The 18,980-nt window shown below is 73.4% G+C and carries 20 protein-coding genes and 2 pseudogenes; 18 read left to right on the top strand and 4 right to left on the bottom strand.

The features are described from left to right. Positions 1 to 293 precede the first annotated feature (293 nt). The 7 genes and pseudogenes from SYYSPA8_RS16440 to SYYSPA8_RS16410 all read left to right on the top strand — a co-directional run bounded on the left by SYYSPA8_RS16440 (position 294) and on the right by SYYSPA8_RS16410 (position 5,670). Complete coding sequence (locus SYYSPA8_RS16440) at positions 294 to 1,523, top strand: sensor histidine kinase (RefSeq protein WP_323447928.1); 1,230 nt, start codon at positions 294 to 296, stop codon at positions 1,521 to 1,523. A 118-nt stretch (positions 1,524 to 1,641) separates the two neighbouring features. Then, the gene (locus tag SYYSPA8_RS16435; protein ID WP_323447927.1) at positions 1,642 to 2,370 is read left to right on the top strand and encodes a response regulator transcription factor; all 729 of its coding nucleotides are present in this window, start codon (positions 1,642 to 1,644) and stop codon (positions 2,368 to 2,370) included. A gap of 105 nt (positions 2,371 to 2,475) precedes the next feature. Next, a pseudogene (locus SYYSPA8_RS16430) lies at positions 2,476 to 2,821 on the top strand (SDR family oxidoreductase); the annotation flags it as partial. A 367-nt stretch (positions 2,822 to 3,188) separates the two neighbouring features. Next, complete coding sequence (locus tag SYYSPA8_RS16425; RefSeq protein WP_073785247.1) at positions 3,189 to 3,710, top strand: SigE family RNA polymerase sigma factor; 522 nt, start codon at positions 3,189 to 3,191, stop codon at positions 3,708 to 3,710. Continuing rightward, the gene (locus tag SYYSPA8_RS16420; RefSeq protein ID WP_323447926.1) at positions 3,707 to 4,285 is read left to right on the top strand and encodes a PASTA domain-containing protein; all 579 of its coding nucleotides are present in this window, start codon (positions 3,707 to 3,709) and stop codon (positions 4,283 to 4,285) included. The genes SYYSPA8_RS16425 and SYYSPA8_RS16420 overlap by 4 nt, the downstream gene beginning before the upstream one ends. Positions 4,286 to 4,547: 262 nt before the next feature. Beyond that, positions 4,548 to 5,095 (top strand): annotated as a pseudogene (locus tag SYYSPA8_RS16415) (capsule biosynthesis protein CapD); the annotation flags it as partial. Positions 5,096 to 5,169: 74 nt separating this feature from the next. Next, positions 5,170 to 5,670: a hypothetical protein gene (locus SYYSPA8_RS16410; RefSeq protein WP_323447925.1), complete on the top strand. Its 501-nt coding sequence runs from the start codon at positions 5,170 to 5,172 to the stop codon at positions 5,668 to 5,670. A 69-nt stretch (positions 5,671 to 5,739) separates the two neighbouring features. Here SYYSPA8_RS16410 and SYYSPA8_RS16405 read toward each other — a convergent pair whose 3' ends face one another. Further along, complete coding sequence (locus SYYSPA8_RS16405; protein WP_323447924.1) at positions 5,740 to 6,633, bottom strand: peptidase S1; 894 nt, start codon at positions 6,631 to 6,633, stop codon at positions 5,740 to 5,742. 288 nt (positions 6,634 to 6,921) lie between these two features. Here SYYSPA8_RS16405 and SYYSPA8_RS16400 point away from each other — a divergent pair, with 288 nt between their 5' ends. Next, positions 6,922 to 7,563, top strand: coding sequence for an HAD family hydrolase (locus SYYSPA8_RS16400; protein ID WP_323447923.1), 642 nt, complete (start codon positions 6,922 to 6,924; stop codon positions 7,561 to 7,563). 66 nt (positions 7,564 to 7,629) lie between these two features. Here SYYSPA8_RS16400 and SYYSPA8_RS16395 read toward each other — a convergent pair whose 3' ends face one another. Then, complete coding sequence (locus SYYSPA8_RS16395; protein WP_323447922.1) at positions 7,630 to 9,213, bottom strand: TIGR00645 family protein; 1,584 nt, start codon at positions 9,211 to 9,213, stop codon at positions 7,630 to 7,632. 292 nt (positions 9,214 to 9,505) lie between these two features. On the opposite strand from SYYSPA8_RS16395, the gene SYYSPA8_RS16390 reads away from it, so the two are divergent. The 8 genes from SYYSPA8_RS16390 (at position 9,506) to SYYSPA8_RS16355 (ending at position 16,665) form a co-directional block, all read left to right on the top strand. After that, positions 9,506 to 10,141, top strand: a complete 636-nt coding sequence (locus SYYSPA8_RS16390) for a helix-turn-helix domain-containing protein (protein WP_323447921.1) — start codon at positions 9,506 to 9,508, stop codon at positions 10,139 to 10,141. A 112-nt stretch (positions 10,142 to 10,253) separates the two neighbouring features. Further along, positions 10,254 to 10,640: a hypothetical protein gene (locus SYYSPA8_RS16385; RefSeq protein WP_323447920.1), complete on the top strand. Its 387-nt coding sequence runs from the start codon at positions 10,254 to 10,256 to the stop codon at positions 10,638 to 10,640. Positions 10,641 to 10,779: 139 nt separating this feature from the next. Beyond that, the gene (locus SYYSPA8_RS16380; RefSeq protein ID WP_323447919.1) at positions 10,780 to 11,352 is read left to right on the top strand and encodes a hypothetical protein; all 573 of its coding nucleotides are present in this window, start codon (positions 10,780 to 10,782) and stop codon (positions 11,350 to 11,352) included. A gap of 282 nt (positions 11,353 to 11,634) precedes the next feature. Beyond that, positions 11,635 to 12,036 carry a hypothetical protein gene (locus SYYSPA8_RS16375; RefSeq protein WP_323447918.1) on the top strand — a complete coding sequence of 134 codons (402 nt, stop codon included), beginning with the start codon at positions 11,635 to 11,637 and terminating at the stop codon, positions 12,034 to 12,036. A gap of 86 nt (positions 12,037 to 12,122) precedes the next feature. Next, positions 12,123 to 13,283, top strand: coding sequence for a PLP-dependent cysteine synthase family protein (locus SYYSPA8_RS16370; protein WP_323447917.1), 1,161 nt, complete (start codon positions 12,123 to 12,125; stop codon positions 13,281 to 13,283). Positions 13,284 to 13,300: 17 nt separating this feature from the next. Further along, complete coding sequence (locus SYYSPA8_RS16365) at positions 13,301 to 14,557, top strand: MFS transporter (RefSeq protein WP_407706018.1); 1,257 nt, start codon at positions 13,301 to 13,303, stop codon at positions 14,555 to 14,557. 153 nt (positions 14,558 to 14,710) lie between these two features. After that, complete coding sequence (locus tag SYYSPA8_RS16360; protein ID WP_323447915.1) at positions 14,711 to 15,958, top strand: DUF1015 domain-containing protein; 1,248 nt, start codon at positions 14,711 to 14,713, stop codon at positions 15,956 to 15,958. A gap of 140 nt (positions 15,959 to 16,098) precedes the next feature. Continuing rightward, on the top strand, positions 16,099 to 16,665 hold the full coding sequence (locus SYYSPA8_RS16355; RefSeq protein WP_323447914.1) for a GNAT family N-acetyltransferase: 567 nt from the start codon (positions 16,099 to 16,101) through the stop codon (positions 16,663 to 16,665). 336 nt (positions 16,666 to 17,001) lie between these two features. Here the strand turns inward: SYYSPA8_RS16355 and SYYSPA8_RS16350 are convergent, their stop codons facing one another. After that, positions 17,002 to 17,211, bottom strand: coding sequence for a hypothetical protein (locus SYYSPA8_RS16350; protein ID WP_323447913.1), 210 nt, complete (start codon positions 17,209 to 17,211; stop codon positions 17,002 to 17,004). Between the two features lie 273 nt (positions 17,212 to 17,484). On the opposite strand from SYYSPA8_RS16350, the gene SYYSPA8_RS16345 reads away from it, so the two are divergent. After that, on the top strand, positions 17,485 to 18,078 hold the full coding sequence (locus tag SYYSPA8_RS16345; protein WP_407706015.1) for a DUF5919 domain-containing protein: 594 nt from the start codon (positions 17,485 to 17,487) through the stop codon (positions 18,076 to 18,078). A gap of 2 nt (positions 18,079 to 18,080) precedes the next feature. On the opposite strand, the gene SYYSPA8_RS16340 is transcribed toward SYYSPA8_RS16345, so the two are convergent. Further along, positions 18,081 to 18,485: a pyrophosphohydrolase domain-containing protein gene (locus SYYSPA8_RS16340; RefSeq protein ID WP_323447912.1), complete on the bottom strand. Its 405-nt coding sequence runs from the start codon at positions 18,483 to 18,485 to the stop codon at positions 18,081 to 18,083. A 173-nt stretch (positions 18,486 to 18,658) separates the two neighbouring features. Here SYYSPA8_RS16340 and SYYSPA8_RS16335 point away from each other — a divergent pair, with 173 nt between their 5' ends. Beyond that, entirely contained in the window at positions 18,659 to 18,961 is a 303-nt protein-coding gene (locus SYYSPA8_RS16335; RefSeq protein ID WP_323447911.1) for a hypothetical protein, read from the top strand. Positions 18,962 to 18,980 lie beyond the last annotated feature (19 nt).

Raw genomic sequence — 18,980 nt, 5'->3', positions numbered from 1 at the left:
ACCCCGGGACCGGGCGGGCATCGGCCTGCGGGACGGACTGGCTCCGGGACCCGGGTCCGGTCCATCCTGGTGGGGGGTACCCAGGTCCTGGGTACCCCCGTCCCCGACCCGGACCGGAAGGACCGGCGGGGCCGGAAGGGCCGACGGGACCGGAAGGACCGGAAGGACCGGCAGACCTGATGGGACCGCCGGACCGGAAGGACCAGGCAGACCAGGCAGATCAGACGGACCGGACGGACCGACAGACCACCGGCGGACACACCTGTCCGCGCACACACCGAAGGAGCGACCCCATGGGTCCCGACCAGCCCGTGGGCTCCGCCCCCCATGCCCCGGCGGGCCCGGTTCCGCCCCGGCCGCCCCTCGTCTCCCTCGCCCGCAACGACCTGCTCATCGTCCTCGCCACCATCGCGATCGAGTGGATCGACTACATCGGGTCGAGCGGCACCTTCGGACCGGTGGTGGAGGCCCCCGTCCTGGCCCTCTTCGCCGTCGCTCCCCTCCTGCTCCTCGCCCGCCACCGCCATCCGGTCGCGGTGTTCGCGGGCGTCCTGGCCCTGTTCGCCCTCACCGCCGTGTTCTCCCCCGTCGGCCATGGCTTCCCGACCGCCGTCAGCGTCGCCCTCTACACCGTCGCCCTGCACCGCGGCCGGGCGGTCATCGCCGTCTCCGGTGTCGCCGTGCTCGGCGTGGAGTTCCTGCGCGGGGTCGGCAGCGACCGCCTCCTCTCCCCCGGGCTCGCGGTCTTCTCGGACGTGATCGCCGTCGCGATGGTGATCGTCGTCGGTACGGCCGTACGCGGCTACCGCCACCAGGTCGAGCTGAACCGCCGGCTGCTCGCCGAACGTGCCGTGGCCCAGGAGCGCCGCCATATCGCCCGCGAACTCCACGACGTGGTCGCCCACCACATCACCACCATGTATCTGATGTCCGGCGGCGCCCGGTCGGCGCTGGAACGGGATCCCGACGCCAGCCGGGAGGCCCTGGTGACGCTGGAGGACTCCGCCCGGACCGCGCTGAGCGAGATGCGTCAGCTGCTCGGGGTGCTGCGCAGCGACGACGGCCCGGACGAGGCGGCGTCCGGCCCCCGGCCCGGTGTGGACGAGATCCGGCGGCTGGTCGCGGAGTCGGAGGTGTCGGGGCTCCCGGTCGGCCTGCGGATCACGGGCGACCGGCCGGCGCTGCCCGCGACCGTCGGCCATACGCTCTACCGGCTGGTCCAGGAGGCCCTGACGAACACCCGCAAGCACGCCGGGGCCGCCCGCGCCCGCGTCCACCTCGACTACCGCCCGGACAGCGTCGTCGTGGAGATCACCGACGACGGCGGAGGCGGCGACGGGGGTCCCGGCGCGGGCGGCGCGCACGGGCTGGTCAGCGGCGGATTCGGGCTGCTCGGCATGCGGGAACGGGTCGCCGTGCACGGCGGCTCGCTGGACGCGGGACCCCGGGAGGGCGGCGGCTTCCGGGTGGTGGCGACCCTGCCGCTCGCACCGCACCCGCAGGCCACGGACGCTCCCGCCTGAACCGCGCGTCCCACAGGGGGGCCACCACCACTGTGGAACGCCCCCGGCCCCTGCACACTGGAACACCGGCCACCGGGACACCGGAAGACAACAAGGACACCAAGGAGGTACGGCCCCGATGACCGCAGCCGCACAGGCAGCACCCGACGACAGCGCCCCCGAGCAGGACGGTGGGCGGCCCGCAGGCCCCATCACCGTCCTGATCGCCGACGACCAGCTCCTGGTACGGCGGGGACTCGCGCTGATCGTCCGCTGCGCGCCCGGCTTCACGGTCGTCGGCGAGGTCGACGACGGCGAACAGGCCGTGGCCGCCGCCCACCGCCTCCGCCCCGACGTCGTCCTGATGGACCTCCAGATGCCGGTCATGGACGGCATACGCGCCACCGAGCGGCTCACCGCCGAGCTGCCCGGCTGCCGGGTGCTCGCGCTGAGCACGTTCGACATGGACGAGCAGGTCCTGCGGGCGCTGCGGGCCGGTGCCTCCGGCTTCCTGCCGAAGGACATCTCCCCCGAGGAGCTGACGAACGCGCTGCGTACGGTCCACTCCGGCGAGGCCGTCGTCGCGCCCCGGCTGCTGACCCGGCTGATCGGCTCGTTCGTGTCCCCGCCGGCGTCGCCGCTCGCGGTGGCTCTGGACGGCCTCACCGCCCGGGAGACGGAGATCCTGCGCCTGATCGCCACGGGGCTCGACAACACGGCCATCGCGGACGATCTCGGGATCGGCGTCCAGACCGTGAAGAACCACGTCACCAGCGTCTTCGCCAAGCTGGGCGCCCGGGACCGGGCGCAGGCCGTCATCGCCGCGTACGAATCCGGCCTGGTACGGGCCCGTACCGCCGCACCCTGACGGCAGGTCCTGCTCGTCCGGCGCTTGACCTCAACTTCGGTGGACGTCCTACGGTCGCGGCCATGCGGGTATCCGCCCGCCGGTGACAGAACGGACCGGGCGACCATGATCCTGGTGACCGGGGCGACCGGAAACATCGGCAGTGCCCTCGTACGACAGCTGAGCACCGACGGCGGCGAACCCGTGCGCGCCCTCACCCGCGACCCCGCGCGGGCGGCCTTCCCCCGGGGCGTCGACGCGGTACGGGGCGATCCGACCCGGCCCGAGTCGCTGCCGACCGCGCTGGTCGGGGTGCGGGCGCTCGTCCTCGTACCCGGTCTGGGCGACGACGCCGGGGTGCTCGCGACGGCCCGGGAGGCGGGGGTGGAGCATGTGGTGCTGGTGTCGTCGATCACCGCGCTGACCCCATCCGCACCTCGGGCCCGCCCGCGAGAACCTGGCGTCCAGCCAAGGTGAGCCCAGAAGGGGCAGTGAGACGATCTTGAAGGCGTGAGCCCGCGTTCCGGGCCCACCACCGAGGGCTTGGCCCTGTCCGTCGCCGACGTCGGCGAACGTAGTACCTGGCAAGAGGCGCCCCCGTTCTTCTCGGCCGACTGCGGGCCGCCCGCCCGGCGGCCCTCCGCTTCGCCGGGCCCCGCCCGCACCCCGGGCGGCAGCGGCGCGAGGTCCTGGGACACCCTTCCATCCCGGCTGTGATTCGCGTCACTGCCGGCGGCTCGGTGCAGCACCCGGCCCCGTTCCGCCGTCATGGGGGCAGTGATCGGGACGGGACGAGGAGAGGAGGTCGGCGGGTGAGGTTTCGCAGGAGCGGTCCGGGCATCGGATTCACGGAGTTCGTCGCACAGCGGTCGGGAGCGTTGTTCCGCACCGCGTATGCGCTGACCGGTGACGTGCACGTGGCCGAGGATCTGGTGCAGGAGACGCTGGAGCGGGCGTGCCGACAGTGGCGGAAGGTCGCGGTGGCGGACTCGCCGGAGGCGTACGTGCGCAAAGTGCTGGTCAACCTGGCCAACGACCGCTGGCGGCGGCTGTCGCGCCGGGGCGAGCGCCCCGGGCTGTCGGGGGTGCCCGAGACGGCCGACCCCCGGGACCGGTTCGGGCAGGTGGATCTGCGCGCGGAACTGATCGAGGCACTGCTCGGGCTGCCGATGGGCATGCGCAGCGTGGTGGTCCTGTACTACCTGCACGATCTGGACGCCCGGCAGGTCGCCGACGTCCTGGACATCTCTTCGAGTGCGGTGAGGTCCCAGCTCGCCCGCGGCCTGGCCAAGCTGCGCGATTCCGTATCGGGCGCCCAGGCGCCGCACACGCCGTCGGCCGCTTTCGGAGGTACGAAGTGAGGAACACGTCGTCCGGACCGGCCCCGTTCGAGCCGGGCCTCGAAGCCGAGCTGCGTGCCGCGGTGGCCTCCTTCGCCGACGGGCCGACGGCGCCGGTCGTCGACGCGGCCGCGATCGAGCGAGCCGTCAGCCGCAGCCGCACCCGCCGGGCGCTCCTCGGCACCGCTGCGGCGTGCTGCGTGCTGGCGGGCGCCACGGTGGGGTTCTTCGCGCTGAAGCCCGTGCCGCCCGCGCCCGGCGCCTCCCCGTCCCTGTCCGCACCGGCGAACGGGGCGTGCACCCCGCTCGCCACCGGCACCCCCAAGAGCGGAAGCGCCGATGCGACTCCGGCACAGGAGCAGGAGCAGACCACGGGAGCGGGCATCGCGCTGCCGGACCTGGCCGGCATGCCGGTCGAACAGGCCGGAAGCCTGCTGCGCGGACTCGGACTGAGCTGCACGGTCATGCGGCACACGGACTGGAACGCTCCCGCCGGACAGGTGATCAGCAGTCAGCCCCGGGGCGGCGCAGAACCGGTGGCACCGGGCTCGTCCGTCCTCCTGCTGGTCTCGACGGGCAAACCCGGCGGAACCTGAGCGACCGGCCCCTTCGGCCCGCGCACCGGCCGAGTGACCCAGGGGCCGGTGCCGGGCAGTCCGTCGACCGCGGCGCACCGGCTGGACGCCCGCCCCTCCGGGCCGCTGCTGGACTTTTCCGAGGGGCGCGTGCGGGGAGAGGAGTGGGGGGGAGGGCTCCTGCCGGCCCGTCCCGGCCGCGCCATGGGCTCGTGAGGACGTTCTGAGATCAGGGGGCGGGCTGCTTCACCTCAAGATCATCCCACTGCCCTTTCTGGGCTCACCTTGGCTGGACCCCAACCTGGCGGTCGAACGGCTGCTGAAGGAGAGCGGGATGGCGTGGACGGTGCTGCGGCCCACCCAGTTCGCGTCCAACGCGCTGTGGTGGGCACCGGCCGTCCGCGCGGGCCGGACGGTGAGGGTCGCCCACCCGGACACCGGGCTCCCGGCGATCCACCCCGCCGACATCGCCTCCGTGGCACGGGCCGCGCTGACCGCCCCGGGACACCGGGGGCGTACGTACGAACTCACCGGACCGGCCACGGTCACCCCCCGGCAGCAGCTCGCGGCCATCGGGGACGCGCTCGGCCGCGAGATCGAACTCGCCGGGATCGGACGGGACGAGGCCCATCGGGAGCTGGCGGGACTCCTCGGGGACGAGGCCGCCGACGCCGTCCTCGACATCACCGGCGGCGACCTGAACGACGGGCTGAGCGCGGTGCGCGACACCGTCCGCCGGATCACGGGGTCCCGGCCCGGACCTTCGGGGAGTGGGTACGGGAGAACGCCCCGGCGTTCCGGGCCCCGGCCGCCGTACCCATCCCCTTCTGACCGCACATCGGCATATCGGCACATCGGCACATCGGTTCGAGCGCAGGTGATCACATGCGCTAGCGTCCCGGCGCATGAGGACACACGGGGACACGGATACGGACACGGACACGGGCGCGGGCGCGGCCAGGAAGAGGAATCGGGTCGCCGGCATCACGGCCCTGGTGCTGGTGCTGGGCCTGTTCGGGACGCTGCTGGGGCCGTCCGCCTGGTACTTCCTGTTCGAGTACGGCTGCCGGGACCGCGAGGACCGGCTCGCGAAGGTCCTCGCCACCGATCCCCTGCTGGACGCGGGCCCGGCGGGGACCGCCGGCCCCCGGGCGTACACCGGGTGCGACGACGACGATCTGTGGGTGTACGCGGGGAACCGGTACGCGTACGCGAGGACGGAGGCCAATGCGGCGGCCCACTACCGGGAGGCCGCGCCCGCCAACGGCTGGCGGCCGACCTCCCGGAAGGGGTGCTTCACCAAGAAGATCGGCTCCAGCACGGCGTACTTCACGGTGGACGGGGTGGCGGACGGGGAGCTGGAGGTGAGCATCGTCGCCAACCACGAGGACGTCGAGTGGTGCTGACCGGCCGGCCCCGCTGACGTCCCCGCGTCGGACCCAGGCCTCAGGGGCCCCGGACCCAGGGCCCAGGCCTCAGGAGAGCGCGAGTTCGGTGACGCCGTCGGCCTCGTGCACCCAGCCCGCGTTCAGGTCGCCCTCCTTCACCTGGGCCTGACCGTCGCCCCGGACGATCCCGACGCGGTCGCCGGAAAGGGCGATCTGAAGGGTGTTGGCCGCCTGCCGCACCCAGCCGGCATCCAGGTCGCCCTCCTTCACGTACGCCTCACCGGTGTCCCGCAGCACCCCGATCCGGTCCTTGGACAGCTCCAGCTGGAGCGTGTCGGTGAACTGCCGCACCCAGCCCGCGTCGAGGGAGCCCTTCTTCACGAAGGCCTCGCCGTCGCGCTGGACGATCCCGACCCGGTCGTCCGTCAGGTCGAGGTCGACGACGTCCGCCGACTGCGTCACCCAGCCCGCCGTCAGCGAGCCCTGCTTCACCTGGGCCTCCCCATTGCCCTTGATCACGCCGATCCGGTCGGCCGCCAGCTCCAGGGCCTTGACCCGGTCGGCCTGGAGCGTCCAGGGCGCGGTCAGCGAGCCCTCCTTCACATACGCCTCGCCGTTGTCCTTGAGGACGCCGATCCGGTCACCGGCGAGAGCGATCCCGCGTACGTCGTCGGCCTGCCGGACCCAGGGGGCGCCCAGGCCGCCGTCCTTGACATAGGCGACGCCGTCGCCGGTGACCACGCCGACGCGGTCCTTGGCGAGGGCGATCTGCTTGACGTCCCCGGCCGCGCGGATCCAGGGGGCGCCGAGGCCGCCCTGCTTCACATACGCCTCGCCCCGGGCGCGCAGGACACCGACGCGGTCCCCGCCGTCGCCGGAGACGGTCCGGGGCGCGGCGGCGGCCGTCCCGGCGAGCCCGCAGGCCAGGGCGAGGATCATGGCGGCGAGTGCGTTCGGGGTACGGCGGTCGAGGGCGTGCATGGGGTGGCCTCCGGTGGCTGCCTGGACGGTGCGCTGTGCGCTGACCCACCGCAGTCGATCACTCCTCGCAACCGTCCGGGACGGGCTCCCGGCCCTGACCTCGCGGACGTTGACGCCGCCGCCCGTACGGCACCGCGAATCGTCACTGTGCGTCAATCACCCGGGGGAGCGACGGAGTACGACGATCCCGAACGCCAGTGCGCCGGTGCCCCAGTGCGTCGGTACAGCGGTACGGAACACTGGGACCGAGCCGCCCGCGACCGCCCGCGACCGCCTGGAGTCACCGCGATGACCTTCCGACACCCCGTGATCGTCTTCGACCTCGACGGCACCCTGATCCGGGGCACCACCCTCTCCCTGGTCCTCGCCGAAGCTCTCGGCCACCGGCCCGTGGTCGAGGAGTTGGAACATCTCTACGACGACCACCGCATCGACAACCACGAGTTCGCCGTCCGGGAGGCGGGACTGCTGCGCGGGGTGACACCCGAGCGGTACCGGGCGCCACTGGCCGGCGTCCCCTGGATCGCCGGTGTGAAGGAGACCCTGAGCGCGCTCACCGAAGGCGGCTGCACCCTGCTCCTGACCACACTGGCCTGGCAGTTCGCCGTGGAGGAGCTGGAGCACCGGCCGTGGTTCACCGCCGTCGCCGGGGCCGGCATGGACCTGGTGGACGGCGCGCTCTCCGGCCGGGTCGACCGGCACTTCCACGAGGAGGACAAGCGGGCGTTCACCGAGGAGTGGTGCCGGACGCGCGGGATCCCGCTCGCGGAGGTCGCGGCCATCGGCGACTCCCGTACCGATCTGCCGCTCTTCGGCGCGGTCGGCACGTCGATCGCGCTCAACGCCGGCGCCGAGGCCCGCGCGGCGGCCGATCACGTCCTGGACACGGACGACCTGCGGGACGTGCTGCCGCTGCTGCGCGCCCGCTGACCCGCCCCGAGGAGCCGTTTGGCTGTGCCCCCGGCCGCGCGGGCGGCCGGGGGCACAGCGGAGGGATCAGAGGAGGTCGGGTCCGGCGACCAGGGCCCGGCCGTCGCCCCGGAGGGTGACGACCTCGGCGTGGTGGGTCACCCGGTCCACCAGCGCGGAGGTCACCGGGCCGGTGCCGAGGATCTCGCCCCAGTAGCCGGGCGCCCGGTCGCCGGTGACGACGACGGAGCCCCGCTCGTAACGGTGGGAGACGAGCCGGAAGAGCAGGTTCGTCGCCTCCGGGTCGCCGGGGACGTACTCGATCCCGTCCACGACGATCAGCGCGTACCGGTCGAGTCCTGCCAGCTCCTCGGTGAGCCGGCCGTCGGCGTGGGCGGTGGTGAGCCGGGCGACCCACTCGGCGGCGGTCGCGAACCGCACCTCGTGCCCCGCCTGGCAGGCCCGCAGCCCGATGCCGGCCGCCAGCCGGGTCCTGCCGGTGCCGGGCGGGCCGACGAGGACGGCGTTGCCCCGGCCGCGCAGGAAGTCCAGCCGGCCCAGCCGGTCGACGGTCTCCCGGTCGGGCTGCGAGCCGTCGTGGGTGTCGAACTCCTCCAGCGAGGTCCGGACGGGAAAGCCGGCGGCGCGGATCCGGTTCTCGGCGGCGGTCCCCCGCCGCTCCGGCCGCTCCGGGTGATGCCCGTGGTCCCCGTACCCGCCGTACTCCGCGCGCTCCGGGTAGCGCGGGTACTGCTCGTAGGACTGCTGGTGGGACTGCTGGTAGGACTGCTGATGCGGGACGTACGCGCCCGGGCCGGCCGCGCGGGCGGGGTCCGTGACCCGGGTCCCGGTGCCCTCGCCGTCGCCGCTCACCCCCGCGCTGCCCGCGTGCCCGGCCTTCGCGGTGTTCACGACCGGGTTGCGGTCCTGGACGATCACGCCGTCGGCGGCGGGGCGGGGTTCGCCGGTGGACTGCGCGGGCAGCAGGTCGCGCAGCGTCATCGAGCCGGTCAGCCCCTCCGGGAGGGCCCGTTCCGAGATGATCAGTTGGGTGGGTGACGACGGCCGGGGCGGGCGGGGGGCGCGGGTGCCGCCGCCGGGGCCCGGGGGCTGGTAGTTGCGCGACTCCATCGGCCCGGACATATAGGCGAGGATCGCCGCCGACAGGATGAAGGCCATGTGGATCACCGTCCCCCAGAGCAGCGAGTGCTGTTCGGTGTGGTCGACGTCCACGAACATCTGGAGCAGATGGACCGAGGAGATCCCCACGATCGCGGTGGCCAGCTTCACCTTCAGGACATTGGAGTTGACGTGGGAGAGCCACTCCGGCTGGTCCCGGTGGCCCTGGAGGCCGATGCGCGAGACGAAGGTCTCGTACCCTCCGACGATCACCATGATCAGCAGGTTGGCGATCATCACGACATCGACCAGCTTGAGGACCGCGAGCATCACATGGGTCTCGTTGACATGGCCGCTGATGATGTGGGCGACCAGGTGCCACAGCTCGTTGAAGAACTTGTAGACATAGACGCCCTGGGCCGCCACCAGACCGAAGTAGAGCGGGGCCTGGAGCCAGCGGGTGGCGAAGAGCGCGTAGCCGAGGGAGGGGGCCGCGTAGCTCGCGATCCCCGGCTTGGACGAGGAGGGCAAGGGGTGACCGAGCAACGGCATCTCCAGAGTGGCGGGGCGGCGGAGCGGGCGCGGACCGTGCACACGCGTCTACGGCAGTTCAACGACGGAGCGTGGCGAGTGTCACGGACATCGCCGGTCTCCTCTGACCCGGCCGCCCCCAGAGCAACCGTTCCTTCTCTCAACGCCCCAGGTGGAGACGGTTCTTCAGTGCCAAGGTCATGAACAGGGCTGTGCACACGCTCTGTTACTGAACAGGGGCGTCCAGGCAGGCGATGGCGCGGGAAGCGGGAACGCGGTTGCCGTTTCGGGGACGAGCGGGTTCCCTGGGGGGATGGACATCCCCGAGACCGTGTCCCGGACGCTGACCGAGGTCGGCCCCCGGCTGAGGAGGCTGCGCACCGAGCGCGGCATCACGCTGACCGCCCTCGCCGAGGCCACCGGGATCTCCAAGAGCACCCTGTCCCGGCTGGAGTCCGGGGGGCGACGGCCCAGTCTGGAGCTGCTGCTGCCGATCTCGCAGGCGTACCAGGTGCCGCTGGACGAGCTGGTCGGGGCGCCCGAGGTGGGCGACCCCCGGGTGCGGCTCACCCCGCGCGCGGGGCACGACAGCACGGTGGTGCCGCTGACCCGGCAGCCGGGGCCGCTCCAGGCGTTCAAGATGGTCGTCCCGGCCTCGCGGACCACCCCCGAGCCCGTCACCCATGAGGGGTACGAGTGGCTCTACGTCCTCGCCGGGCGGCTGCGGCTGGTGCTGCCCGGCCACGATCTGGTGCTCGGCTCGGGCGAGGCGGCCGAGTTTGACACCCGGGTGCCGCACTGGTTCGGCTCCACCGGCGAGGGGCCGGTGGAGATCCTGAGCCTCTTCGGCCGCCAGGGGGAGCGGATGCATGTACGGGCCCGGCCGGGGCGGCGGCGGAAGCCGGACCCCGGGGGCGGGCGGGAGGCGGCGGGGGAGTCTCCGGAGTGAGGGGTAACCCGGGCGGACGCGCAGCGGGTGCCGCCCGGGGGCGGGGGCGGCAGGGTGGCTCCAGCGGGACGTGTCCGTCCCCCTGAGCCGCAGGAGAGACGAGGACCCGCCCATGTCCGTGACCCCCCTGTCCGCGACCGCGACCGCGACCGTGTCGCACCACCGCAGGCGTCTCGCCCGCGCCGGCGGTGCGGCGCTGCTGGCCGTCGCCACCGCCGCCGTCGCCGGCTGCTCCGGGCTGGGCCGGACCGCCGTGGGGACGGTCGAGTACGAGACGGCCGCGCACCGGCACGTGCAGGTCAACAGTCCGCTGGTGACGGGGTGCCACGCGGTGGAGACGCCGGGGGCGGTGCGGGTCCTGAACAACACCCTGGTCGACATGATCATGTATCCGACGGGCGACTGCTCGGGCGACGCGTCGATCTACGTACCGACGACGACGTCCGACGTGGTCGCGCCGGGGGCGGGCGTCTGGCGCACGTACAGCTTCGTGCACTGAGGTGGGGGTGTGCGGGCGCGCGGGCGTACGGCGGGGGAGGACCGTTCACCGTTCCGAGGGGAACTGTTCACGGCCATTCAAGGCCGCTTTGTACAGCTGGAGTTGTCATTCCCCGCGGGCGCCACGCTATGATCACGGCATGATTACGGCCCGGTCGCCCTTCGGTGTTCCGCGGACCCGGGTATTTCGGGGTCCGCTGCACATCGTGTGGCTCGCCGTGCTGGCGCTCGGGCTGGTGTTCGCCCATGGGCTGAACCGGGAAAGTCCGGTACATCACTTCACCACCGCCTCCTTTTCGGCAATGAATTCCGGCCATGTGGTGGGCGGTTCGGCCGGGCGGCCGGGGTCCACCGGGAGCGCCGGGACCACCGCGTCCACCGGGATCGCGGATCACATCGACCACGCCGGCCACGCGGGCCGGACAGCGGCCGACCCCGGCGGGCATGTCCACGCCCCCGCGCCCTCCGCCGCCCACGGCGACCCCTCCGCGCACGCGCTGCTCGCCACCCACTCGGACGGCTCGGTCCACCCCGTCGAGCAGTGCATGCCCGGCCAGCCGCAGCTGAACAGCGGTACCGCGAACCCGGGCGCCGAAGCGGTGGCGCTCTCCACCGCGCGGGACCGCACGACGCGGCCCGCCGCACCGGCCCGCTGCCGCCCGGCCACCGAGCCCTCGGCCCGTCCCGCGCCGACCGGCGTGCTGCGCATCTAGGATCCGTCCTCCCTCGTCCCGGGGTCACCGCCCCGAGCCGGTCGACGGACCCGTTCCCACCCCTCACACGCCCTTTTCCGGACGTGTACGGATTCCCTTGCGCGGATCTCCTCCGCCCGGGGTCGCCCACCGGATTCCTTACATCCGGCATTTCCCGGACGACCCTCCCATAAGGCGAACGGGACTTTCGACGGCACTTCCCCCCACCCGAACTCCGCCTCCTTCCCCTGAATTCATCCCGGGAAGGCGGTGTCCGGAGGAACCGTGCCGTTTTTACCCCCCATGTTCCCGGCCCGAAAGCGTTCCCATGGCCGGGCCGCATTCCCGGCGTACGTCCTGTGCGCCCTGTGTGTCCTGTGCGCGCTGATCGCCGGAGTCCTCGGCTGCTCGGCGCAGGACGCGGCGGACCGTCTCCCGCCGGGTGAGGTGCGGACCGTTTCCGCGTACTCCCCCGGCGCACCGGCCGGCTCCGGCTCCGGTTCCGGCTGTGCGGCGGAACACCAGGGGTCCGTGCGGCAGGCCCCGGCGGACCGGCGGGAGGCGCCCCGGCCCCTCGGAACCCCCGGTCCCCCCGGGCCCGACGGCGAACAGGCGGCCGCGACCGGCCCGGCGGCGGCGGAGACGGCCGGACCACCCCGGGACGGCCGGGCCGTCCTCGCCCGCAGCGCGCGCAGACGGACCTAGGGGGCACCCCACGCGCGACCGCCCGGCGGCACCGCCGCGTACCCGTCGAAGCCACCTCCGCCGTACACGAACGAGAGCACGAGACGATGAAGACCACCCCCCTGACCACTCCCCCGACCACCCCCCTGACCGCCGGGGGCACCCCCACCACCGCCTCCCCCGCCGCGCGGACCGCCCTGTCCGGCCTGGTCGGCAACACCCCCCTGCTGCGCGTCGGCGAGCCCTTCGCCTCCGGCGACCGGGGCTTCTGGGCCAAGCTGGAGGGCTTCAACCCCGGCGGCATCAAGGACCGCCCCGGGCTCCACATGGTCGAACGCGCCCGCGCCCGGGGCGATCTGCGCCCCGGCGGCCGGATCATCGAGTCCACCAGCGGCACCCTGGGCCTCGGACTCGCCCTCGCCGGCATGGTCCACGGCCACCCCGTCACCCTGGTCACCGACCCGGGCCTGGAATCCTCCATGACCCGGCTGCTGACCGCGTACGGAGCCCGCGTCAACGTGGTCTCCGAGCCGCACCCCAGCGGCGGCTGGCAGCAGGCCCGGCGGGACCGGGTGGCCCAGCTGATGGAGCGGCACCCCGGCTCCTGGTGCCCCGACCAGTACAACAACCCCGACAACACGACCGCGTACACCCCGCTCGCCCTGGAGATCGCCGCCGAACTCGGCCATGTCGACGTCCTCGTGTGCAGCGTGGGCACCGGCGGGCACTCGGCCGGGGTCTCCCGCGTGCTGCGCCAGCTCTACCCCCAGCTGCGGCTGGTCGGCGTGGACACCGTCGGCTCCACCATCTTCGGCCAGCAGGCCGCGCCCCGGCTGATGCGCGGCCTCGGCTCCAGCATCTATCCGCGCAATGTCGCGTACGACCACTTCTCCGAGGTGCACTGGGTGGCACCGGCGGAGGCCGTGTGGACCTGCCGCGCCCTCGCCTCCTCCCACTACGCCAGCGGCGGCTGGAGCGTGGGCGCGGTCGCCCTGGTCGCGGGGTGGCTCGCCCGGACCCTGCCCGCCGACACCCGGATCGCGGCCGTCTTCCCCGACGGGCCGCAGCGCTACCTCGGCACGGTGTACGACGACGACTACTGCGCCGCGCACGGGCTCCTGGAGGGGCCGCCGGCCGCCGAGCCGGAGGTGGTGGGCCGGGTGGACGAGAAGCAGGTCACCCGCTGGACCCGGTGCGCCTCGGTCGTCGACCCGCTGACCCTGGCGACGGAAGACGCCGTGGACGCGAGCGGGAGCGCCGCGTCGTGAGGGACACGTTCCGGCGGATGCGGTCGTACGAGCGCTCCGTCCAGCTGCTGATGATCAATCAGTTCACCATCAACCTGGGCTTCTACATGCTGATGCCCTACCTCGCCGCGCATCTGTCCGGCTCGCTCGGGCTGGCCGCGTGGACGGTGGGGCTGATCCTCGGGATCCGCAACTTCAGCCAGCAGGGCATGTTCCTGGTCGGCGGCGCGCTCGCCGACCGGTTCGGCTACAAGCCGCTGATCGTCGCCGGATGTGTGCTGCGGACGGCCGGGTTCGCGGCGCTCGGCCTGGTCCAGTCGCTGCCCGCGCTGCTGGCGGCGTCGGCGGCCACCGGCCTGGCGGGGGCGCTCTTCAACCCCGCCGTCCGCGCGTATCTGGCGGCGGACGCGGGCGAGCGGCGCGTCGAGGCGTTCGCCCTCTTCAACGTCTTCTACCAGGCGGGCATCCTGCTCGGGCCGCTGGTGGGAATGGCGCTGACGGGGGTGAGCTTCCAGCTGACGTGCCTGGTCGCGGCCGGGGTCTTCGCGGTGCTGAGCCTCGTCCAGATCCGCTCGCTGCCGGCCCGGCGCGGACAGCCGGCCGGCTCCGGCGGGCCGGTGCCGCGCGGCGCGTGGCGGGGGATCCTCGGCAACCGGTCCTTCCTGCTGTTCGCGGCGGCGATGACCGGCTCGTACGTGCTCACGTTCCAGGTCTATCTGGCGCTGCCGCTGGAGGTCCGCCGGGTCGGCGGGGACGGGGACTTCGGCACGGCGGCGGTCGCGGTGCTGTTCGCCGTCTCCGGGCTGACCACGATCCTCTTCCAGACCCGGGTGACGGCCTGGTTCGCGGCGCGCGTGGCACCGGGGCGGGCCCTCGTGTGGGGGCTGCTGACGATGGGCACGGCCTTCCTGCCGCTGCTGGCGGCGGTGGCCCTGCCGGTGCCGGCGGACGGCGCGGGCCGGTGGCTGCTGGCCGCCGTACCGCCGGTGCTGGCGGCGCTGCTGCTCGCGGTGGGCACGATGATCGCGTACCCCTTCGAGATGGACACCATCGTCCGGCTCTCCGGCGACCGGCTGGTCGCCACGCACTACGGGCTCTACAACACGGTGTGCGGGGTCGGGATCACCGTCGGCAACCTGCTCACGGGAGCCGCGCTGGACGCGGCACGGGACGCGGGCCTCCCGGCACTGCCGTGGCTCGCGCTGACCGGCCTCGGTCTGCTGTGCGCGCTGGCGCTGCACGGCCTGCACCGGGCGGGCCGGCTGGAGGCGCCCGCCGTGGCGCGGGCGGCCTGAGCGGTGGGGGCGGCCCGTCCCTCGGGGGTGGGCCGCCCCCTTCCCCTCCCCGACGCACGCACGCCCCCCGACGCACCTCCCCGACGCACCCTCCCCGTGGCTCCTGCCCGCCGCCCCCCTGACCTTCGCGAGACCGCCGAGATTGGACGCCGTATGCCCTCCCTCACCCCCCTGCCCGGCCCCGGACTGCGGATCCGGCCCTTCCGGGCGGTGCGGTACACCCCGGTGGCCGCCGGGGACCTCTCCCGGGTGATCTGCCCACCGTACGACGGGCTGCGCCCCGCCCACGCACTGGCCCTGCGCCGCCGTCCGCACCACCTGGCACGGCTCCTCTACTCGGCCCGCCCCGACGAGGCCGCGCGGCAGCTGGCGCTCTGGCTGGAGCGGGGGGTGCTGGTCCGGGACGAGCACCCGGCGCTCTACGTCTACCGGCAGCACTGCGGTGACGAGGTGCTCCAGCGCGGGGTGATCGGCGAACTGGAGCTGGCGGGCGGCGGCGTGCCGGTCCTGCCCCACGAGGGCGTGCGGGACCATGTGGTCTCCCAGCGGGCCGCGCATCTGGCGGGGCTGCGGGCCCAGCTCGAACCCCTGCTGCTGGGGTATCGCGCGCCCGGCTCCCCGGCGACGGCGCTGCTGGACCGGATCACCGCGCGCCGCCCGCTGGCGACGGCCCGCGACGGCGATGTGACGCACACCCTGTGGGCCTGCACGGACCCGGTCGAACAGGCCCTCGTCGCCGCGCACCCGGCCCGGGGCAGCGCGCTGATCGCCGACGGGCACCACCGGTACGCGGCCTGTCTGCGGCTCGCGGCGCGGCAGCCGCGCGGGCCGTGGGGGCGGACGCTGGCGCTCCTGGTCGACCAGGAGGCCCACCCCCTGCGGCTGGCCGCCGTGCACCGGGTGGTTCCGGGCGTCGACGCGGAGAAGGCGGCGCGGGCGGCGGCGGAGGTGGCCCGGGTGCGTCCACTGCCGGAGGGGCCCCGGCTGCCGGGGCCCGGCGAGATCGTGCTCACCGGGGCCGGCGGCGCCTGGAGCGTCACGGAGCCCCGGCCCGCCCCGCTGGCCAGGGCACTGGCGGGCCGCCCGGCGGCCTGGCACGACCTGCCGGCGGCGATCGCCGACCATCTGCTCCTGGAACGCGCCTGGTCGGTGCCGGACCTCCCGGGCGCGGTCCACCACGTCCACGACGCGGGCCTCGCGATCACCTCGGTCGCGGCCCCTGACCGGGGCGTCGCGGTCCTGCTGCCCGCCGTCACGGAACCGACGGTCCGCGCCCTGGCCGAGGCAGGGGTGCTGCTGCCCCGCAAATCCACGTCCTTCGGCCCAAAACCGGTCGCGGGCCTGGTCCTGCGCCTCCCGGAGCCCCGCCGCGCGGGCCGCGCGGGCCGTACGGCGGGCTGATGGGAACGGCGTCCGGTGCCCATACGTTCGATATCCGTACATCCGGAACCGTTCGTGGACCCGTTCCCGGAATCGATCCCGGAATCGATCCCGGAATCGATCCCGGAATCGTTCGCAGACCCGTGAGGCAAGGAACGCGCATGTTCGAACTCGTCACGCCGATCAGGACCGAGCGTCTGGTCCTCCGCCCGTTCACCGCCGCCGACGAGGCGGACATGCTGGAGTTCGAGTCCCGGGAGGACGTGGCCCGCTATCTCTTCAACGAGCCCCGCACCCCCGAGGACAACGCCCGCGAGCTGGCGGCCCGCCAGGGGCAGACCGCGCTCCGCAAGGAGAAGGACGCGCTGTGCGCGGCCGTCGAGCTGGACGGCAAGGTCATCGGCTATGTCCTGCTGATCTGGCTGAGCGAGGAGCACCGGCAGGGCGAGTTCGGCTATGTCTTCCACCCGTCCTTCGGCGGCCGGGGCTACGCGACGGAGGCGGCGGCGGAAATGCTGCGCGTCGCCTTCGACCACCTGGACCTCCACCGGGTCATCGGCCGCTGCGACCCGCGCAACACGGGGTCGGCGCGGGTGATGGAGCGGCTGGGGATGCGCAAGGAGGCGCACTTCGTGGAGTCGGAGATCTTCAAGGGGGAGTGGGGCGGGGAGCTGCACTACGCGATGCTGGCGCGGGAGTGGCACGAGCGGGGCGGCGCCGGGGCCTGAGACCGCCCATGGGGCCCGGCCGCGGCGGGGGGCTGCGACCGGGCCCGTACGCCCCGGCCCGGTGCGGTGGGCCGGGGGCCGTCACCTGGCGCCACCTGGGGCAAGGGGGTCCCGGGCGTTCCGTCCAGGTGACGGGGATCAGGGGATCAAGGGATCAGAGGGCCAGAGAGTCAGAGGTTCAGAGGGTCAGAGGGCGTCGGACAGTCCCCAGGTCAGGAGCCCGAGGGACAGGGCACAGGCCATGAGGGTGCTCACGGCACCGGCCAGGGGTTCGTGGACGCGTCGACGCGGACGCCGTCTCATGGGCGGACCCTCTCTCGTATCAGCAGCCGCGTTTCAGCGGCCGAAGTCGCCGAACGTCCGGCGCCGTTCGTTGTCCTCGCGCACGCGCGCCCGCAGGGCGAGGATGACGAGGGACTCCCCGGCGCCCTGCCGGGGGCTCTTGAGCGTGCAGTCGGGATCCGGGCACTCGCACGGCGGGAAGGCGAGCGGGTTGAAGTCCGGGTAGCTCCCCTGTGGTGCGGGGCTCTTGGCCGAATCGGTCATGGTCCGATCGTGGCCCACCCTTGCGGACGTATCTCGCCGGGAATCGCGGACGGTTGGGACATCGATCTCTAAGGTCGAAGAAAGCCCAAAAGGCACCACGCGGGGGTTGACGTGAACAAAGCGCTGCGGACCGCGATGGACGACGCGGGACTGTCCTCCCGTCGACTGGCACACCGGGTGGGGGTCTCCACCAAGCAAGTGGAACGATGGCTGGGGAGTGCTGATCTCACACCACACGCGAGAAACCGGGCAGACGCCTGCCGGGTGTTGGGAGTGGACGAAGAGATGTTGTGGCCGAAGACGGTGCAGGACCGGGTGAAGACCGGTGGCGACCGGGAGCTGGTCCGGAGCTACCCGTACCGGTCAGCGTGCCCGTCCACCCTCTGGGCGGAGCTGGTCGCTTCGGCCGAGTCGGAGATCTTCCTCGCGGGGTACACGAACTACTTCTTCTGGACGCAGGTGCCGCACTTCGCCGACACCGTCCGGCGGAAGGCCGAAAGCGGCTGCCGGGTTCGGTTTCTGCTCGGGGATCCGGAGGGGGAGGCGACGCGGCGGCGGGAGGAGGTCGAGGGAGTGGCGCTCACCGTGTCCGCGCGAGTTCGCACCACGCTGGAGCAATTGGAGCGGATGGGGGCTGTCGACGGGGTGGAGGCGCGATTCTCGGCGGTGGACGACGCACCGGCCCATCTCGCGCTGTCGGTGTTCCGTTTCGACGCCGACGCGCTGGTCACCCCGCATCTGGCGCGGCTCGTCGGGCACGACTCACCGCTGCTGCATCTGCGTCGGTACGGCGCCGACGGGCTCTTCGACCGGTTCACCGGGCATGCCGAGGAGCTGTGGGGGCGGGCCCGGGGCATCGAGGGCTGAGGTCACTCCGCCGGCGGGGTCCAGCCCTGGCGGCGGAGGACGGACGCGATGTCCGGGGCGCGGTAGTGGGGGCCCTTGAGGACCTTGCCGTCGGCGCGGCGGACCGGGGTGCCCTCCGGGCCCAGTTTGGACATGTTGGCGCGGTGGACCTCGGCGATCACCTGGTCGAGGTCGATGCCGTGGACCAGCGCGGTGCCGTACGCGATGTAGACCATGTCGGCCAGCTCCTGGGCGAGGTGGTCCAGCGGGCCGGTCACGGCAACCTCCGCCACCTCGGCGAACTCCTCGGCGAGGAGATCCTGCCGGTGCGCGGCGAGTTCGGCCGGGATCTCCGCCGGGGCAGGCCGGGCGTCGAGGCCGAAGGCGTGGTGGAACTGCTGGACCAGGGCGGCGGGCGACTCGTGCATCCACCCGACTCTACGGGGGCCGCCCGGCCCCGTTCACCCGGGCCGGTGACTGTCCGGAAGTCGATCACTCGATCGTAGGAGAAGCGCATGAGTGGTCCGGGAGCGGAGCAGACCCCCCGCAGCCCCGCGGCCCCTTCCGCCGCGGGACGCCCCCGACAGTCAGGAGACATGCCATGAGCCTCATCCAGACCGGCCGGATCACCCTCGCGTCGAGCAGCCCCGTGGCGACCACCGGAGGCGACACCTCCACCTTCACCCGGGTGTCCTTCCCGACGCCGTTCCCCGCCGGCTCCACGGTCATCGTGCTGCCGCTGACGCAGACGTTCAACGGGCCGGAGACGCCCGGTATCCGGATCCACGACGTGACCACGACGGGATTCCTGATCCGGCTCAACGAGGTGAACGCCGGCAGCGCGGCACGGAGCGACGGCACGCACACGACGGAGACGGTCGGCTGGCTGGCCTCCACCGTCTGAACCACCCGGGCGCCGGCCC

The sequence above is a fragment of the Streptomyces yaizuensis genome, assembly GCF_034961445.1.
Lineage (GTDB): Bacteria > Actinomycetota > Actinomycetes > Streptomycetales > Streptomycetaceae > Streptomyces > Streptomyces yaizuensis.
This window is presented reverse-complemented; position numbering and strand designations above follow the sequence as displayed.

Excerpts from the sequence above, each read along its gene's own strand:
- SYYSPA8_RS16440 (WP_323447928.1), top strand. The coding sequence starts at position 294 with ATGGGTCCCGACCAGCCCGTGGGCTCCGCCCCCCATGCCCCGGCGGGC.
- SYYSPA8_RS16435 (WP_323447927.1), top strand. The coding sequence starts at position 1,642 with ATGACCGCAGCCGCACAGGCAGCACCCGACGACAGCGCCCCCGAGCAG.
- SYYSPA8_RS16410 (WP_323447925.1), top strand. The coding sequence starts at position 5,170 with ATGAGGACACACGGGGACACGGATACGGACACGGACACGGGCGCGGGC.
- SYYSPA8_RS16405 (WP_323447924.1), bottom strand. The coding sequence starts at position 6,633 with ATGCACGCCCTCGACCGCCGTACCCCGAACGCACTCGCCGCCATGATC.
- SYYSPA8_RS16400 (WP_323447923.1), top strand. The coding sequence starts at position 6,922 with ATGACCTTCCGACACCCCGTGATCGTCTTCGACCTCGACGGCACCCTG.
- SYYSPA8_RS16395 (WP_323447922.1), bottom strand. The coding sequence starts at position 9,213 with ATGCCGTTGCTCGGTCACCCCTTGCCCTCCTCGTCCAAGCCGGGGATC.
- SYYSPA8_RS16390 (WP_323447921.1), top strand. The coding sequence starts at position 9,506 with ATGGACATCCCCGAGACCGTGTCCCGGACGCTGACCGAGGTCGGCCCC.
- SYYSPA8_RS16385 (WP_323447920.1), top strand. The coding sequence starts at position 10,254 with ATGTCCGTGACCCCCCTGTCCGCGACCGCGACCGCGACCGTGTCGCAC.
- SYYSPA8_RS16380 (WP_323447919.1), top strand. The coding sequence starts at position 10,780 with ATGATTACGGCCCGGTCGCCCTTCGGTGTTCCGCGGACCCGGGTATTT.
- SYYSPA8_RS16375 (WP_323447918.1), top strand. The coding sequence starts at position 11,635 with ATGTTCCCGGCCCGAAAGCGTTCCCATGGCCGGGCCGCATTCCCGGCG.
- SYYSPA8_RS16370 (WP_323447917.1), top strand. The coding sequence starts at position 12,123 with ATGAAGACCACCCCCCTGACCACTCCCCCGACCACCCCCCTGACCGCC.
- SYYSPA8_RS16365 (WP_407706018.1), top strand. The coding sequence starts at position 13,301 with ATGCGGTCGTACGAGCGCTCCGTCCAGCTGCTGATGATCAATCAGTTC.
- SYYSPA8_RS16360 (WP_323447915.1), top strand. The coding sequence starts at position 14,711 with ATGCCCTCCCTCACCCCCCTGCCCGGCCCCGGACTGCGGATCCGGCCC.
- SYYSPA8_RS16355 (WP_323447914.1), top strand. The coding sequence starts at position 16,099 with ATGTTCGAACTCGTCACGCCGATCAGGACCGAGCGTCTGGTCCTCCGC.
- SYYSPA8_RS16350 (WP_323447913.1), bottom strand. The coding sequence starts at position 17,211 with ATGACCGATTCGGCCAAGAGCCCCGCACCACAGGGGAGCTACCCGGAC.
- SYYSPA8_RS16340 (WP_323447912.1), bottom strand. The coding sequence starts at position 18,485 with ATGCACGAGTCGCCCGCCGCCCTGGTCCAGCAGTTCCACCACGCCTTC.
- SYYSPA8_RS16335 (WP_323447911.1), top strand. The coding sequence starts at position 18,659 with ATGAGCCTCATCCAGACCGGCCGGATCACCCTCGCGTCGAGCAGCCCC.